We start from the raw sequence: 14,935 nt of genomic DNA, 5'->3' as shown, positions 1-14,935 counted from the left end.
GAATGAGCACCCTGAACTTTCGCACGGCGACCCGCGACGACATCCCGGCGCTACTAACTCTGGTTACTGCGGCGTACCGCGGCGAAGAGAGCCGGGCCGGTTGGACGAGCGAAGCTGATCTGATTGAGGGCGCACGCCTCGACGTCGCAGCTCTGGAAGCCGACCTCGCTCGGCCGCGGTCGAGCATCCTGCTCGCCGAGCGTGACGACCAGCTCGTGGCCTGCGCGCACGTTGCCGACGACCACGGAAAAGGGTACTTCGGGATGTTCTCCGTCGACCCGAATCAGCAAGGCGGCGGGGTTGGCAAGCTGGTGCTCGCGGAGGCCGAAGCATTCGCCGCTCGCGAGTGGGGAATCAGCGTGATGCAAATGACGGTGATCGATGTGCGCGAGGAACTCATCGCCTTCTATGAACGCCGCGGGTATGTGCGCACCGGCATCACGAAGCCTTTTCCCTACGGCGAAGAGCGGTTCGGGATCCCCCAGCGGGGCGACCTGCAGTTCGAGGTTCTCGAGAAGACACTCGAGTCGGCCGTGCAACACCCGGAGCCGAATGGCGCGACGGCTTCACCTCGTGAGGGTGTCACTCAGTGAAGCGCGCCATCGTCTGGTTTGCCGTGGTGGGTGGCCTCGGACTCATCACCGCGGTCGTGCTCACCGTGATCGAAGGCGTGAACTATCGGCTTCGCGAAGAGCAAGGGCTTGACCCGATCCGGGCTGCGGACTGGGTCGCCGGTGCGACCGTTGCGGGGTTCGCGCTCTTCGTCATCTCAGCAGTCGCGCTGATTGCGCTCGCCGTCAGCTCTGGCCAGAAACCGCTCGACGAGATCCCCGAATAGCCGCGCTGCCCGTCGCTTCCAGAGCGTTCGGCGGCTCCGCCGCTACGAGGCGGCAGCCGCCGAATCGCACTGCGGCTCGAGGGTGGACTTGATCTTGGCGCTAACCGAGGCCAGGGCATCCTGCTCCTCGCGGGTCAGCAGGTTGAAGAAGTGCGTGCGCACAAACTCTAGGTACCCGGATGATGCCTGCCGCACCGTTTCGAGACCGTCGGCGGTGATCTGCACGTTGAGACCGCGAGCATCCGAGGGGCAGCTCGTGCGCTCCAGGAGGCCGCGAGTCTCCATGCGCTTGAGCAGGTGTGAGAGACGGCTGCGGTCCCACCCGAGAGAGAAGCCCAGATCACGGGCGCGAATGAGAATGTCGGACTGCTGGGCGTGCTCGGCAAGCGCCGTGAGCACCACGTGCTCCGGACCGGAGAGCTGAGCATCCTGAACCAACTGCCTGTCGAGAGACGACGCCAGCTGCTGTGTTGCGCTCACGAAACCACGCCACACGGCGTTCTCGCGGTCATCCATTTCCTGTGCGTTCGTCATCACAGCCTCTTTTCATCGCTCGCAAGATTTAGTTTGACACTTTATTGTTGATATGACAACATCTTTAGTGACACGTCAACAAAATTCGTCCTAAGGGGATACAGCATGACCAAGATTGCGATCATCACGGGTGCTAGCCGCCCGGGCAGCGTCAACCAGTCCGTCGCCGAATGGGTTCTCGCCCAGGTTTCGACCCGAGACGACGCCGAGTTCGAAATCGTCAACATCGCCGACTTCGACCTCCCGATGCTCGACGAGCCCTACCCCGCCGCGTACCAGAACTACCAAAACGACCACACCAAAGCGTGGTCAGCCAAGATTAGCGAATTCGACGGCTTCATCTTCGTCGCTCATGAGTACAACCACACCGCTGGTCCCGTTCTTGTGAACGCACTCTCGTTCCTCAACGCTGAGTTCAAGAACAAGGCTGCTGGCTTCGTCTCCTACGGCTCCATGGGCGGCGTTCGCGCCGTCGAGCACCTGCGCGGGGTGCTCTCCGAGCTACAAGTAGCTCACGTGCAGCGCTCGGTCATGTTCTCGCTGTTCACCGACTTCGAGAACTTCACCGTCTTCGCCCCGACCGAACAGAACGCCGGCACCCTCGAACCGATGGTTGACCAGCTCACCGCGTGGACACGCGGTATGGCAACTGTGCGCGCCGAGCAGCTGGCCACCGCCGCCGCCTAAGTACCCGCGTACCCCTCGAACGGCTTCCCGCAATACCCGGGGAGCCGTTTCGGCGTTCGGGGGGGGGATGCCCTATTTGCCTCGGGCCGGATCCCGCCACATTGTGTTGACCGCCGGCAACCCCGGCGCTACAGGAACGCTGCCGTGCATCCTGAATCCCGCTGCCTCATAGCGTCGGTCATTGGCACCGTTGCTTGACTCTAAATAAGTTCCAACTCCTTGAGCATCTGCCTGCGCTACGACACGAGCGAGCAGCGACATCCCGATTCCGTTTCCGCGTGCCTCATCTTGAACGCCGAGCATGGAAATGTAGAGGTGCGGAGTATCGACAGGGCGGGCATGCTCGAAGCGTTCGAAGAGACCGTTGACTGCGTCGGCGTGATCTCCGAGAAAACCACGAAGAACGGTCGGAAACTGTTCCGCATCCGAATCGGACATTTCATTGACGCCGGGGCCAAACGCCGTCACGACCGCTCCGCAACCCGCGGTGAGCCAGGCGGCCTTATTCGCAATGGCGTGGGCGACAGTCATCCGAAAGACAGTCGCATGCTGGGCAGCACGCAACTGGGGATCGGGAAACGCCCAAGCCCACACCGGGTCCTTGTCGAACGCCTCCACAAGAGTGCCAACGACGCCCGGTAAATCTTCCAGCGCCGCAAGTCGCATTGGCACCCCTGCGTTGGATCCTAACGAATTCGCCTGCACACCCGTCGTTGCCATACGAAGAGCATACGGCGGCTCGCATTACACGTTCGAGATACGGAGCGATGCTCTCTCACGGACGCCTGAATTATTCAGCGATGATCTCCAGCGCGACACCCTCGCACTCCGTGCGCTCGAGCTCAGCGAGGGCCCCACCACGCACGGCATCACCCGTGGCGTGCCGCGGATCCGTCGAGATAACGACACGACCGACGCTGTTGACGAGCGTGACTTTGTCGCCGAGTTCGGCGAGCTTCGGCAGCAGTTGCCGTTCGACCGAATCGATGAGCAAATCGAGGCCAGCGACGCCGACGAATGTGCCGTCGATGTGCACGGGAGCGGCGATTGTTATCGTGTATTCGTCACTGCAGAGGTAGTCGACATAGGGCCCGGCAACGTGGCCGCGGCCGGTCTCCATCGGCACGCGGAACCACTCAAGTTCGCTGTAATCGATGTGCTCCTTGTTCACCGATTGCGCGGCCAAAAGCAGGCGTTTAGGGTCATCGCCCTGCCACCACGAGAGGTGGTTACGCTCATCCGTCAGCAGCCCAACGGTCGCAATAAACCCGGCACCGTAGATGTGAACATCGGGCAGCGCAACCGTCGCGAGAGCGTGCGGCTCCACTAGCGCGTCAATCTGCTGAGACGAAAGCGGGCCGAGATTTCCGGATGCCGCCAGCTCGGTGCCGAGCAGAAGTGCGGTGGCTTCGAGGCTGGCGATCGGGGCGCTGAAATACTGCGAGACGATGGCCGCCGCGCGAGCTGCTGTGCTCGTGCTCGTTGGTGTCGTCATCGTTGCGTTGCGCTATCGCTCGTGGTCATCGGGTGCCGCCTACTCTGACTGATCCTGTTCGTGGCATCTTATGCACCAGATGCCCTGCACCGCTAGTTCAGCGTGATTGCGACTGCAAATCGATGAGGGCGTTGATCACGGCATCCACCATGCGTTCGGTGGCCGCAACGGCTTCGTGGTCGTCGCCGGCTTCCACCGCATCCACGACACTCGCCAACAGCGCAGGTTGGGCCTGACGGGATGTCTCATCCACGTCAATCAGGCGAAGCATCGGCGACATTTCGGCCTGCAATCGCATCTGTTCACGAGTGAGACGGGCCGACTGGCTAAGCGCGACGAGTTCGATCTGCGCATCGTCGAGGGTGCTGCGCCACTGTTCGAGATCCGACTCATCGAGTCGGGCCAGGCGCGAGCGCACTTGCTGCACTTCGGAGGGCACCGCTCGGCGCGCAGCCAAGCGAACGCACGCAGCAGTGATGGCGGCATAGTGGGCGCCCAAATCACGAAGGGCGACGCGGGATGTTGCCGCCAAGGCGGTGCGCGCGTGAGCTACCGGGTCGGCTGAGTCCGCCACGAAGCTGCCGCCATTGCGACCGCGACGAGTCACCACGAGACCCTGGCTGCGCAGAGCCAGCAGGGATTCGCGCACGGTTGTCGGCGCTACGCCGAAGCTTCGAGCGAGGTCATTTTCTGAGGGAAGACGCTCGCCCGCCCGTAAGTGACCGCCGGTAATCGCACTGGCGAGACGGCGTTCGACGAGCTCTGCCCGACCGGCATCGCCGATCGATTGAAAGAGCGAACCTTGCAGTCGGCCCGGCCGCGCAGCGTCGCGAGAGCGAGCGGCGTCATCAGCTACCGCCGCACTATTTCGCGGCGTTTCAGCCGAGTCAGTCGAGTGCATTGATCAATTCTCGCACCAATCACCTGAGCCGTTGCCTTTTTGTGACGATTTGGACACACGCTTGAAATATGAACTCTGGTTCTATAGGTTTACTCTCACTCAGAGATCACCGTCGTTCCAAGGAGTCACCCGTGCACGCGTCCGCTCAGCCAGCCCCGTCCACTACGGATGCCGCTCCCGCGCCCGGCGCCGTCAGCCTCGCCGGCGTCTCTAAGAAGTTCGGCGACTTCACCGCAGTCGAAGCGCTCGACCTCGACGTGAAGCCCGGCGAGTTCCTCTCGATGCTCGGCCCCTCCGGATCAGGCAAGACCACCGTGCTGCGGATGATCGCCGGCTTCGAGAACGTCACGAGCGGCAGCATCCACCTCTCCGGCACCGACGTAACCGCGGTTCCGCCGCACGCGCGCCAGGTCAACACGGTGTTTCAGGACTACGCACTGTTCCCACACTTCACGATCGCCGAAAACGTGGGCTACGGCCTGCGGGTTGCCGGTGTCAGTCGCGCCGAACGCGCAACTCAAGTGGGCCTCGCGCTCGAGCAAGTTCGACTCTCGGCCGTTGCCGACCGCCTCCCCCACCAGCTTTCGGGCGGTCAACGCCAGCGCATCGCCCTAGCCCGCGCGCTCATCCTGCGCCCGCAAGTACTACTTCTCGACGAACCGCTCGGCGCCCTCGACAAGCAGCTGCGCGAAGAGATGCAGATCGAGCTCAAGCAGATTCAGCGCGAAGTTGGTATCACCTTCATCTTCGTCACCCACGACCAAGAAGAAGCGCTCACCCTGAGCGACCGCGTCGCCGTCTTCAACAACGGCCGCGTCGAGCAGGTCGGCACCGCCCGCGAAGTCTACGAATTCCCGGCGACCGAATTCGTCGCCCGCTTCTTGGGACTCTCGAACCTCATCCCCGCCGAACTCTCTGCGGATGGCGTGCAATCGAGCGTGCGCCCCGAACGGGTTCGCCTGCTCACCGCCGACACCGCGGCGAGCGCCGGAGCCGTATCGCTGCTCGGCACGGTCTCCGAAACCGTCTACACCGGACCGACGACCCGCTTTCTCGTCGACACCGAATCCGGCGTGCGCATCATCGCCGAGCGCGCCAACGACCATCACCCCTCCGCCGAATCCGCCTTCGCTCGCGGCGACCGCGTGCGCGTCGAATGGACCGCCGATCACGCCTCGCGCATCGGCTAACCGACGAGTCAGGCGATCGGCCAACAGACGCATCCACCCCACAGATCACCCCTGCAATACCGGCAAATCCGGCACAACCGGCCCAGCCACAGTCACACCGCAACAGCAAACACAGCACACGCAGCATCCACAGCAGCACCCATCAATCACCCAAGGAGTCATCATGCGATCCAAGATCATGACCGGCGCAGCGTTCCTCGCTGTTGCCGCTCTCGCCCTCAGCGGCTGTTCGTCCGACACTGACAGCACCGGCACCGCTGCCGGCGGCCTCAGCATCGACGTGCCCGACATCCCCATGCTCGAAGAGCTGGGCGAGATGGAAAGCGAAGTTAACATCGTCGCGTGGAGCGGCTTCGTTGAGCCCGCCTGGTCCGACGAATTCACTGCCGAAACAGGATGCACGGTCAACCGTCGTGTCGCCGGCACGAGTGACGAGATGGTGCAGCTCATGCGCACGGGCGACTACGACATCGTCTCCGCTTCGGGCGATGCAAGCCTTCGCCTGATCGCCGGTGGCGACGTTCAGCCCATCAACCTCGACCTCGTTCCCAACTTCGGTGACGAAATCGTCGAGGGCATGAAGGGTCAGATTTATGACACCATCAACGGCAAGTCGTATGGCGTTCCCATCGGCCGCGGCGCCAACATCCTGCAGTACAACAGCGATGTTGTGACTGAAGAGCCCACGAGCTGGGATGTTGCGTGGGAGTCAGACAGCCCCTACGCCGGCCAGATCATTGCCTATGACGCACCGATCTACATCGCCGACGCTGCCGTGTATCTGATGGCTCACGAGCCTGACCTCGGCATCACCAACCCGTACGCGCTCGACCAGGACCAGCTCGATGCTGCGATCGATCTGCTCAAGCAGCAGAACAAGATCGTCTCCGAGTACTGGGCCGACCCTGCCGCTCAGATCACCTCGTTCGCCGGCGGCACTACCGTTCTCGGTACCTCGTGGGAGATCCTGCGCAAGCTCACCGATGACGACAAGTTCAAGAGTGTTCTTCCTGAAGAGGGTTCAACCGGATGGTCGGATGCCTGGATGATCGCCGCTGAGTCCCAGTCGCCCAACTGTGCCTACGCCTGGGTTGACTACACCAGCTCTGCCGACGTGAACGGCGCAATCGCCACGAACTTCGGTATGGCTCCCGCCAACGCTGCCTTCTGCGAAACGAGCGACGAAGCTGCAGCACACTGCGAGTACTTCAACGCCACCGACGAAGAATACTTCAGCAACGTCTGGTTCTGGACCACCCCCATCGAGCAGTGCATTGATGGTCGCACCGACGTCACCTGCACGAACTTCCAGCAGTGGACGGATGCCTGGCTCTCCGTCAAGAGCTAGCTAACCGCAGGGGTGAGCGGCCTTGCTCGCTCACCCCTCATTCCTCGCAGCACCCGCAACTCTCGACCAGCAGTTTTCCCCACGCACCAACCGATCGGACTCCCATGAATCGCCGCGCGCAACTCTCGGCACTGCTGGCGCTGCCTATGCTGTGGCTCATCGGCATCTACATCTTCTCGCTCGTCATGCTTCTCGTGACGGCGTTCTGGGTGACCGACCCCTTCACCTCCAAGGTGAAGCCGGGCTTCACCCTCCGCAACTTTGAGCAGATCATCGCAAACCCCGCGTATGCCACCACCTCGCTGCGCACGCTCGGCATCGCCCTCGCGGTCACGGTGTTGAGCATCCTGATCTCGGTGCCGCTCGGCATCTTCATGGCGAAGGTCGCTTCGCCCAAGCTGCGCGCCATTCTGGCAGTCGCCATCACGCTCCCGCTGTGGGCTGGCTACCTCGTGAAGATTCTCGCCATGCGCATCACCTTCACCGAAGAAGGCTTCTTCAACTCGATGCTCGGCCCGCTCGGCATCAGCGGCCCCGGCTTCAGCATCGTCACTGTCGTGCTGACGCTCACGTATTTGTGGCTTCCGTACATGGCCGTGCCGGTCTACACCGCTATTCGCCAGCTGCCCCCGAATCTGTTCGACGCTTCCTCCGACCTCGGAGCGGGCGCCGGGTTCACAATTCGCACCGTTGTGCTTCCTCTTATTAGGCCGGCGATCATCGCCGGCTCCATCTTCACGTTCTCGCTCAGCCTCGGCGACTACATCGCCGCCAAGTTCGTGGGTGGATCGACGCAAATGATCGGCAGCATCATCGCCTCCAACATCAACCTGAACCCTCCGATCGCTGCCGCATTCTCGCTCGTGCCGATCGCCTTTGTGGTCATTTATCTCGTCAGCGTGCAGCGCACCGGCGCTCTAGAACGGATGTGACGCCACCATGTTGAGACTCTCCCTCGGCGCCAAGTTCACGCTCGGCACAATCGTCGCGATCTCCCTCGCGTTCATGTACATCCCGCTGTTCCTCGTCGTGATCAACTCGTTCAGCGCCGCGCGCCTGTCGAGCTGGCCGATCGCCGAGTTCTCCACCGTCTGGTGGCAAGCTGCGTTCATCAACGAGCCCATTCGGGCTGCACTGCTGAACTCGGTCATCGTGGGGCTCGGCGCCACCGCGATCGCCCTCGTTCTCGGGACGCTCGTGGCCTTCGCCCTCCAGCGGCACAATTTCTTCGGCAAGCAAACCGTCAACCTGCTCGTCGTGCTGCCGATCGCCCTGCCCGGCATCGTCACGGGTGTTGCCCTCAACAACACCTACAACCAGGTGCTCGAGCCGATCGGCATCGAGGTCGGATACTTCGGCATGATCATCGCCCACGGCACCTTCTGCATCGTCATGGTCTTCAACAACGTGCTCGCCCGCTTGCGCCGCATCAACCCGAGCATCGAGGAAGCCTCCCGCGACCTCGGCGCGACGCCGCTGCAAACGTTCCGGCTCGTGACGTTCCCGCAGTTCCGCAGCGCGTTCGTGGCAGGCGCGATTCTGGCGTTCGCCCTCAGCTTCGACGAAGTTGTCGTCACGATCTTCACGGCCCCACCCGGTGTCGACACCCTGCCACTCTGGATCATGAACCAGATGGCAAGGCCCAACGAGGCATCCCTCGTCAACGTCGTCGCGACCGTCGTAATTCTCGCGTCGTTCATTCCCGTGTGGGTTTCGCAGCGACTGGCTCGCGGGGCCGACGAGCGCGAGTAGCGCGGCGCGACTAGCGAATGGCCGGCTCGCATCCGGCACCGAGCCCTTAGCGACCAATACGTGATTCCGTGTTTTCCCAATACTGTGAGAGAACTATCGCGCGCCGGCGAATACGAAACGCGCCGACAGCACCCGCCAGCGCAACGAGGGCGAGGCTGGCCGTGGCGATCGGAAGGCTAACGGCTCCCAGCCATCCCGCCACCGGATAGGTCACCAAGAAGCACGAGTGCGAGAGCGCGAATTGCGCGGTATAAACAAGATTGCGGTTAGCAGGCGTGGACGCGTCGGCAAGCAACCTCGACGATGGCGTGCTGATGAGGGAGCTCCCCATGCCGAGGACCAGCCAGGTCGCGAGCAGGGCCCACCATCCGGTCGAGGTGGTGACAGCGAGAATGGTGACGGCGATGGCAGCAATCAGCCCACCAACGACGACGACTGCTCCGCCGAGCATCGTGCGCGTCACGCCGATGCGATCGGCAAGCCTCGGTACGTTCACCGCGACAATGAGCGAGCCGACACCATAGGCGCCGAGAGCAATTGCCAACGCAGCATCGTTTAACTCGAAGATTCCCTTGGCATAAACAACGGAGTTCACGAGAACCAGCGCAGTCCCCGCCGCGACGACCACATTTGTCAGCATCAGAAATCGCAAGCTCGGGGTCCGAAAGAACACCAGTGCGCCAGCCGGAAGCCGCTGCCAAAAGGTGCCGGATTCCTGATCCGACGGATGCCGCGGCAGTGCAGTCGCCAAGACCAGCACCGCAGAACCCGCGAAACCAATCGCAGTGCCAACAAACAAGTTGTTGTAGCTGACAACAGTCAGCAATACTGCGGCAATCGTTGGGCTCAGCAAGGCCTCAAGGTCGTAAGCCATCCTCGATAGCGATAAGGCCCGCGTATAGTCTCGCGCCTCGGGTACCACGGCAGGGATTAGGGACTGGAACGCTGGAGTAAAGGTGGCCGACGCGGATTGCAGAATGAACACCAACCCATAGATGTGCCACGTTTCTGTGACCAAGGGCAGCATCAGCGCGATAGCGATACGGAGCATGTCGGCCCCGACTAGGACTGCCTTTTTCGGAATCCGGTCAACCAGCGCCGCGACAACAGGTGCGACGCCAACATAGGCGACCATCTTGATGGTGAGAGCCGTGCCGAGCACTCGGCCAGCGGCATCCCCGGCAAGATCGAACGCCAGTAGCCCCAAGGCGACCGTGAGCAACCCTGTCCCGAGAAGGGCAATCACTTGCGCGCTGAACAGTGCGCGGTAGGTCCTGTTGCGCAGAACCTCGATCATGCGTGGTGCGCTGGCGATTCATCCACTGTGTGCTCGGCTTGAAGGATGGCCTCGATCACTAACCGTTTCGCGTGCTCATCGGTCAATCGATAAAACACTCGATTGCCGTGCTTGCGTACCTGCACGAGTTTGCCCCACCGCAACTTCGCTAGATGTTGAGATACCGAGGCCGGACTGCGGTCAACGATGTCGGCGAGATGATTCACCGACAGCTCATCGTCTTGCAGCGCCAACACGATGCGAATTCTTGTGGCATCCGCCAATAGCCGAAATACCTCAACCGCGATCTCCACGTAGTCGCTATCCGGTTGGATTCTTTCTATCTTCGTATCCGCATGCATGCTTAGATATTATGCCGCGGGAACTCTCGCCCCTAATGATTCGAGCGGGCCCGAACCGTCACGACCTGAGCCGCGACAATGGCAGCCGCCACTACAGCAGCGACAATGACAGTGAAGAGGTCGCTCTGAATCTTGAGAACCGCAAACGGAATCAGGATGGCGAGGTCGAGCACAATCGTCAGCACCGGAAGCCAGATTCGAGCCTCAATCTTGGCCCGCAGTCGGCGGATGACAGCCCACTGCACCGCCATATCCATCGTGAGATAGAGAAAGACTCCCATCGACGCGATCTGGCTGAGATCGAGAAATACGGTGACGAGAATGGCGAGGCCCGCAGTGATGATCATGGGCTGATGCGGAACCGACTTCGGCAACGACGGAGCCTGCTTCATCTCCTGCAGCATCCCGTAGAGCCGCGACACTGAGTACAAACTCGCGAGCAGCCCCGAGAGCGTCGCCACCACAGCGATCGCAACGGTAATGCCGACACCCCACGCGCCGAAGAACGGTTCCGCGGCTTGTGCCAAAGCGTAGTTGCGAGCATCCACAGCCCCGCTCGCACCGATGCTCGAACTCACGGACACCGTGATGAGCAAGTACAGGAAGGTGCAGATTGCCAGCGAAATGAGGATGGAGCGAGCAATGTTTCGCTTCGGATCTCGGATGTCGTCACCCTGATTGGTGATCGTCGTGAAGCCCTTATACGCGAGAACGCACAGCGTCGTTCCCGCCAGCACTCCTACGATGCTGATCGAATCCCCCGACGACTTTGCCAAGAATCCTTCTCCGCCCGCCGAGACACCGATGAGGCCAGCAATAGCGAGCACAGCAATGCCAATAATCTTGGCGATTGCCGTGATCGTTGCCGAGCGCTCGACGACAGTGTTGCCCACGAAGTTGACGATCGCCGCAGTGGCGATTGCGGCGACTCCCAGTATCGGCACCAAAATCACGGAGTCCTGCAGCCCAAACGGGCGCAGCAGGTAGGTACCGAAGGTGCGCGCCAGCAGACTCTCCGCCACCACCATCGACACGTACATGAATAGCGAGAACGAGCCGGCGGCGACTCCCGGCCCGTAAGCATCCTTCAGCAACATCGCGATCCCGCCCGCTGAGGGATTCACGCTGGAGTAGCGAACGTAGGAGTACGAGCTGATGGCGGCAACGATTGCGCCAAGTAAGAAGGCGAGCGGGAAGAAGTCTCCAGCGAATTCTGCGACCTGGCCGACGAGAGCGAAAATTCCCGCGCCGATCATCACCCCCGTGCCTAACGACACTGAGCCCATGAGCGAGATCTTGTCTGTACGTGTAGCCATGCGAGTACCTTTCTGTTGCGAAGCCAATTGAGCAATGCACGATGACAATGGCCCGCCGCCCGAAAACGGCGGACCCTGCGTCGCTACAGCGAACTAATGATGCTCCGCATGAGCGAAATTTCCGTGGTCTGCGCATCCATTACCTCTTGGGCAAGAGCAAGGACATCCTCATTTTGTCCCGAATCGATTTCCAGCTCAGCCATGTCGATAGCGCCCTCGTGATGCACAATCATCTGCTCGAGGAACAAGCGAGAAGCATCGTCTCCGTTCGCTGCTTCGAGGTCGGCCATGTCGGAGTCACTCATCATCCCGTCACCGTTACCCATGCCGTCCATACCGTCTGTCATCCCGACACCCCAGCCCTCTACCCACGAGGTCATGAGCTCGATCTCGGGGCCTTGAGCTGCCTTGATCTCTTGGGCGAGCGTCACCACGCGCTCGTCGATGCCGTCTTTCCCCAACACCATGTCGGCCATCTCAACCGCCTGTTCGTGGTGCGGAATCATCATGGCCGTGAACATGACATCCGCGCTGTTCGCGTCGGCGACCACTACCGATTCTGTGGGCGACGAGTCAGGGTTTGACCCTGCTTCCTCCATAGCGTTCGCACACCCCGAGAGCGTTAGCAGTGCGGTTAGGGCGATTGCGGCGGTCGCCGCGAAACGAGTTTTCATTTCTCAAGTTCTCCAAATTAGTCACAAATAGGCGCGGGACCAGAACGGTCCAGCGCAAGGCGCGTCGAAGCTGAGTCGACAGTGCGGCTATTAGGTGCGACTGATGCAGAGAGCTATGAGATTAGGATGCGGCGGCACCACGCGAGCGAAACGCGTGACGAGCGCAGCAGCAAACGACCGCTGCTCGAGGAACCCGTCCCAGCCTCGAACCAGCGAGGGCGAGGCAAGGAGGAGCGAAACGGTGAGGAGGGCGAGCACGCACCGCATGAGAGCCATGGATGCGTCGCCGCCACATCCCGAGCAGTCGACTGCAGTGAGCGCCGGGGTAGTAAACGTAGCTTCCTCGACGGTGGCGCTCTCCATCGACATGGTGGCCGACATCGCCGACTCAGAATGCGAGGTGGACGACACGAGTGAGTGCATCGCCACAATGCCCGTGATGAGTGCCAGCGCGAGGCAGGCCATCGCGACGAACTGCCACGATGCGCGTTCTGCGGCGACGGGGGTCATTGCTCTCACTATTTTCTACACGCGTGAATCTTCGATTGGTCCGCACAGATTCTGATTCATCACCCTGTGCAATTCCCGTGATCGTGTGACTCGAGAAAGGCTACTCCCGATTCGACGCCCAGCTTTCAGATTCACCCGGCGCAAAATGCACCCAGAGAGTTCTCGCGAGACGGCGCAACTGCGGGTAAAGAGTGCTCCACTGTTGCTTAGTCGGTGAGCCCAATTCGATCGCGACGGCCCGCACCGCGCCATCCTCGGCAAAGATCGTCACTCCGGCGAAATCACTGAGCGCCAGATCCGTGGTTTCTTGAGTGACCCACTCGGCAGGGTCGGTGATCGTGCCACCACCACCGAGGGATTCGTCCATGGCGAGGAGAGCTTTGTGCAGTTTCGCTACGTTGAGCTTCTTTCCGGCGGCAAGGTTGTCGGGGTCGTACCGGCGCGGGGCGAGCATGAATTCTGACTCTTCGAGCTCCGCGTAGTCCTTGGTCAATTCGTGCGGATCTTCCGACCCTCCAGGTGTGCCGCTCATTTCGACCATGGTCATCCCCTCACCGAACCCATAAATTGAGTTTCACCCAAGTGTATGAATCGGCGGCGCGATTGAACCGTGTGTCACAGCTCCCGCGTTACCCCAATTCGAGCGTCAGCACCGCATCGTAGATCTCCATCGCCTCAGCGATTTCGGCAGGCGTGACGACACACGGCGGCAACACATGGATGCGGTTCTCCGCCACAAAGGGCAGCAGACCGCGTTCCACGAGGCCAGCCCGAATGCGCCCCATCGTTGCGGCCGGCACGGGTTCACGGGTCGCCCGATCGGTCACGAGCTCGAGAGCCCAGAACACTCCGCGACCGCGCACTTCACCGATCGACGGATGCCGTTCGGCCAGAGCCTCAAGCGCCGGCCCGAGGTGGTTCTCCGAGATATCGCGCACGTGCTCAAGAACACCTTCGGAGGCGATCGTGTCGAGTGAGGCTACGACGGTGGCGGCAGCCAGCGGATGCCCCGAGTACGTCAGCCCGCCGGGGAACACCCGGTCGTTGAAGTGCGCCGCAATCGGGTCGTCGATGATCACACCGCCGATGGGAACGTAGCCCGAGTTCACTCCCTTGGCGAAGGTGATGAGGTCGGGCCGCGCATCGAAGGCGTCGAAGGCGAACCACTCGCCGGTGCGCCCAAAGCCACACATCACTTCGTCGAAGATCAGCAGGATGCCGTGCTGATCACACAGTTCGCGCACGCCAGCGAGGTAGCCGGGCGGCGGCACCAAAATGCCCGGAGTGCCGGGAATCGGCTCGAGCAGCACGGCCGCGATCGACTCCGCCCCTTCCGCTTCGATGACGCGCCGCAAGTGCTGCAGCGCACGTTTGCTTTCTTGCTCGGGCGTCGTCGCCCAGAACTCGGAGCGATACAGGTAAGGGCCGAAGAAGTGCACGTGGCCGCGAGCGAACTCGTTGGGGATGCGACGCGGGTCGCCCGTGGCCACAATGCTGCTGCCGGTGTTGCCGTGATACGAGCGGTACGCCGAGAGAATCTTGTCGCGCCCGGTGTAGAGCCGCGCCATCCGCATTGCAATCTCGTTGGCGTCAGAGCCGCCATTCGTAAAGAACACGCGGTTGAACCCCTCGGGCGCAATGGCAGCCAATCGCTTCGCCGCCTCGCCCCGTGTGATGTTGGCGGTGGGCGGTGAGATTGTTGCGAGCAACTGAGACTGCACCCGAATAGCTTCAAGCAGGGCCGGATGCTGGTGCCCCAAATTCACATTGACGTGCTGGCTAGAAAAGTCGAGATATTCGTTTCCGGCGTGATCCCACACGCGAGTGCCGAGCCCACTCTTGATACTCACGGCCGCAGCATGGGCGGGAGTCTGCGCCGACCACGAATGAAAGATGTGCGCCTGATCGAGCTCGAGTGCGTAGGCATCGAGGTCGGGGGTGTTCTGCTCGGTCATGGCACGAGGCCTTTCGATCCGGGGTGGCAATGAGATGGTGAGAAGGTGGTGCGGGGCGCTGGTGTGGCGCCGTGAATGCAACGAATGCCGCCCTCAC

General features: G+C 61.7%; 18 protein-coding genes. 7 read left to right on the top strand and 11 right to left on the bottom strand.

Annotated features, from left to right (window positions below):
- Positions 1-2: 2 nt before the first annotated feature.
- Both I6E73_RS02075 and I6E73_RS02070 read left to right on the top strand, forming a co-directional pair.
- Entirely contained in the window at positions 3-593 is a 591-nt protein-coding gene (locus I6E73_RS02075) for a GNAT family N-acetyltransferase (RefSeq protein ID WP_231600513.1), read from the top strand.
- Positions 590-838 (top strand): hypothetical protein, encoded by a 249-nt coding sequence (locus I6E73_RS02070; protein WP_197122734.1) that lies wholly within the window; start codon positions 590-592, stop codon positions 836-838. Before I6E73_RS02075 ends, I6E73_RS02070 begins: the two co-directional genes overlap by 4 nt.
- A gap of 42 nt (positions 839-880) precedes the next feature.
- Here I6E73_RS02070 and I6E73_RS02065 read toward each other — a convergent pair whose 3' ends face one another.
- Positions 881-1,372, bottom strand: coding sequence for a MarR family winged helix-turn-helix transcriptional regulator (locus I6E73_RS02065; protein ID WP_197122732.1), 492 nt, complete (start codon positions 1,370-1,372; stop codon positions 881-883).
- A 105-nt stretch (positions 1,373-1,477) separates the two neighbouring features.
- On the opposite strand from I6E73_RS02065, the gene I6E73_RS02060 reads away from it, so the two are divergent.
- Positions 1,478-2,059 carry an NADPH-dependent FMN reductase gene (locus tag I6E73_RS02060; protein ID WP_197122730.1) on the top strand — a complete coding sequence of 194 codons (582 nt, stop codon included), beginning with the start codon at positions 1,478-1,480 and terminating at the stop codon, positions 2,057-2,059.
- Between the two features lie 72 nt (positions 2,060-2,131).
- Here I6E73_RS02060 and I6E73_RS02055 read toward each other — a convergent pair whose 3' ends face one another.
- From I6E73_RS02055 to I6E73_RS02045, 3 genes are all read right to left on the bottom strand, one after another.
- Positions 2,132-2,725 (bottom strand): GNAT family N-acetyltransferase, encoded by a 594-nt coding sequence (locus tag I6E73_RS02055; protein WP_231600512.1) that lies wholly within the window; start codon positions 2,723-2,725, stop codon positions 2,132-2,134.
- Positions 2,726-2,849: 124 nt separating this feature from the next.
- Positions 2,850-3,554 carry a cache domain-containing protein gene (locus I6E73_RS02050; RefSeq protein ID WP_197122726.1) on the bottom strand — a complete coding sequence of 235 codons (705 nt, stop codon included), beginning with the start codon at positions 3,552-3,554 and terminating at the stop codon, positions 2,850-2,852.
- A 97-nt stretch (positions 3,555-3,651) separates the two neighbouring features.
- Positions 3,652-4,455, bottom strand: coding sequence for a FadR/GntR family transcriptional regulator (locus I6E73_RS02045; protein ID WP_197122724.1), 804 nt, complete (start codon positions 4,453-4,455; stop codon positions 3,652-3,654).
- A gap of 131 nt (positions 4,456-4,586) precedes the next feature.
- Here I6E73_RS02045 and I6E73_RS02040 point away from each other — a divergent pair, with 131 nt between their 5' ends.
- The 4 genes from I6E73_RS02040 to I6E73_RS02025 all read left to right on the top strand — a co-directional run bounded on the left by I6E73_RS02040 (position 4,587) and on the right by I6E73_RS02025 (position 8,745).
- Positions 4,587-5,645, top strand: a complete 1,059-nt coding sequence (locus I6E73_RS02040) for an ABC transporter ATP-binding protein (RefSeq protein ID WP_197122722.1) — start codon at positions 4,587-4,589, stop codon at positions 5,643-5,645.
- Between the two features lie 163 nt (positions 5,646-5,808).
- Positions 5,809-6,993, top strand: coding sequence for an extracellular solute-binding protein (locus I6E73_RS02035; protein ID WP_197122720.1), 1,185 nt, complete (start codon positions 5,809-5,811; stop codon positions 6,991-6,993).
- A 104-nt stretch (positions 6,994-7,097) separates the two neighbouring features.
- On the top strand, positions 7,098-7,925 hold the full coding sequence (locus tag I6E73_RS02030) for an ABC transporter permease (RefSeq protein ID WP_197122718.1): 828 nt from the start codon (positions 7,098-7,100) through the stop codon (positions 7,923-7,925).
- A gap of 7 nt (positions 7,926-7,932) precedes the next feature.
- The gene (locus tag I6E73_RS02025; RefSeq protein ID WP_197122716.1) at positions 7,933-8,745 is read left to right on the top strand and encodes an ABC transporter permease; all 813 of its coding nucleotides are present in this window, start codon (positions 7,933-7,935) and stop codon (positions 8,743-8,745) included.
- A gap of 46 nt (positions 8,746-8,791) precedes the next feature.
- Here the strand turns inward: I6E73_RS02025 and I6E73_RS02020 are convergent, their stop codons facing one another.
- The 7 genes from I6E73_RS02020 to I6E73_RS01990 all read right to left on the bottom strand — a co-directional run bounded on the left by I6E73_RS02020 (position 8,792) and on the right by I6E73_RS01990 (position 14,838).
- Positions 8,792-10,042, bottom strand: coding sequence for an MFS transporter (locus I6E73_RS02020; protein WP_197122714.1), 1,251 nt, complete (start codon positions 10,040-10,042; stop codon positions 8,792-8,794).
- On the bottom strand, positions 10,039-10,383 hold the full coding sequence (locus I6E73_RS02015) for a metalloregulator ArsR/SmtB family transcription factor (protein ID WP_197122712.1): 345 nt from the start codon (positions 10,381-10,383) through the stop codon (positions 10,039-10,041). The genes I6E73_RS02020 and I6E73_RS02015 overlap by 4 nt, the downstream gene beginning before the upstream one ends.
- A gap of 32 nt (positions 10,384-10,415) precedes the next feature.
- Entirely contained in the window at positions 10,416-11,699 is a 1,284-nt protein-coding gene (locus I6E73_RS02010) for an APC family permease (RefSeq protein ID WP_197122710.1), read from the bottom strand.
- Between the two features lie 83 nt (positions 11,700-11,782).
- Positions 11,783-12,373: a DUF305 domain-containing protein gene (locus I6E73_RS02005; protein ID WP_197122708.1), complete on the bottom strand. Its 591-nt coding sequence runs from the start codon at positions 12,371-12,373 to the stop codon at positions 11,783-11,785.
- A gap of 90 nt (positions 12,374-12,463) precedes the next feature.
- A complete protein-coding gene (locus tag I6E73_RS02000; protein ID WP_197122706.1) occupies positions 12,464-12,883 on the bottom strand; it encodes a DUF6153 family protein in 420 nt (139 codons plus the stop codon).
- A gap of 100 nt (positions 12,884-12,983) precedes the next feature.
- Positions 12,984-13,415, bottom strand: a complete 432-nt coding sequence (locus tag I6E73_RS01995; protein WP_197122704.1) for a hypothetical protein — start codon at positions 13,413-13,415, stop codon at positions 12,984-12,986.
- A gap of 97 nt (positions 13,416-13,512) precedes the next feature.
- Positions 13,513-14,838, bottom strand: a complete 1,326-nt coding sequence (locus I6E73_RS01990; protein ID WP_197122702.1) for an aspartate aminotransferase family protein — start codon at positions 14,836-14,838, stop codon at positions 13,513-13,515.
- Positions 14,839-14,935: the final 97 nt, after the last annotated feature.

The sequence above is a fragment of the Salinibacterium sp. SWN248 genome (genome assembly GCF_015864575.1).
GTDB lineage: Bacteria > Actinomycetota > Actinomycetes > Actinomycetales > Microbacteriaceae > Rhodoglobus.
Note: the sequence above shows the minus strand (reverse complement) of the source record. Positions and strands in the feature narration are given on the sequence as shown.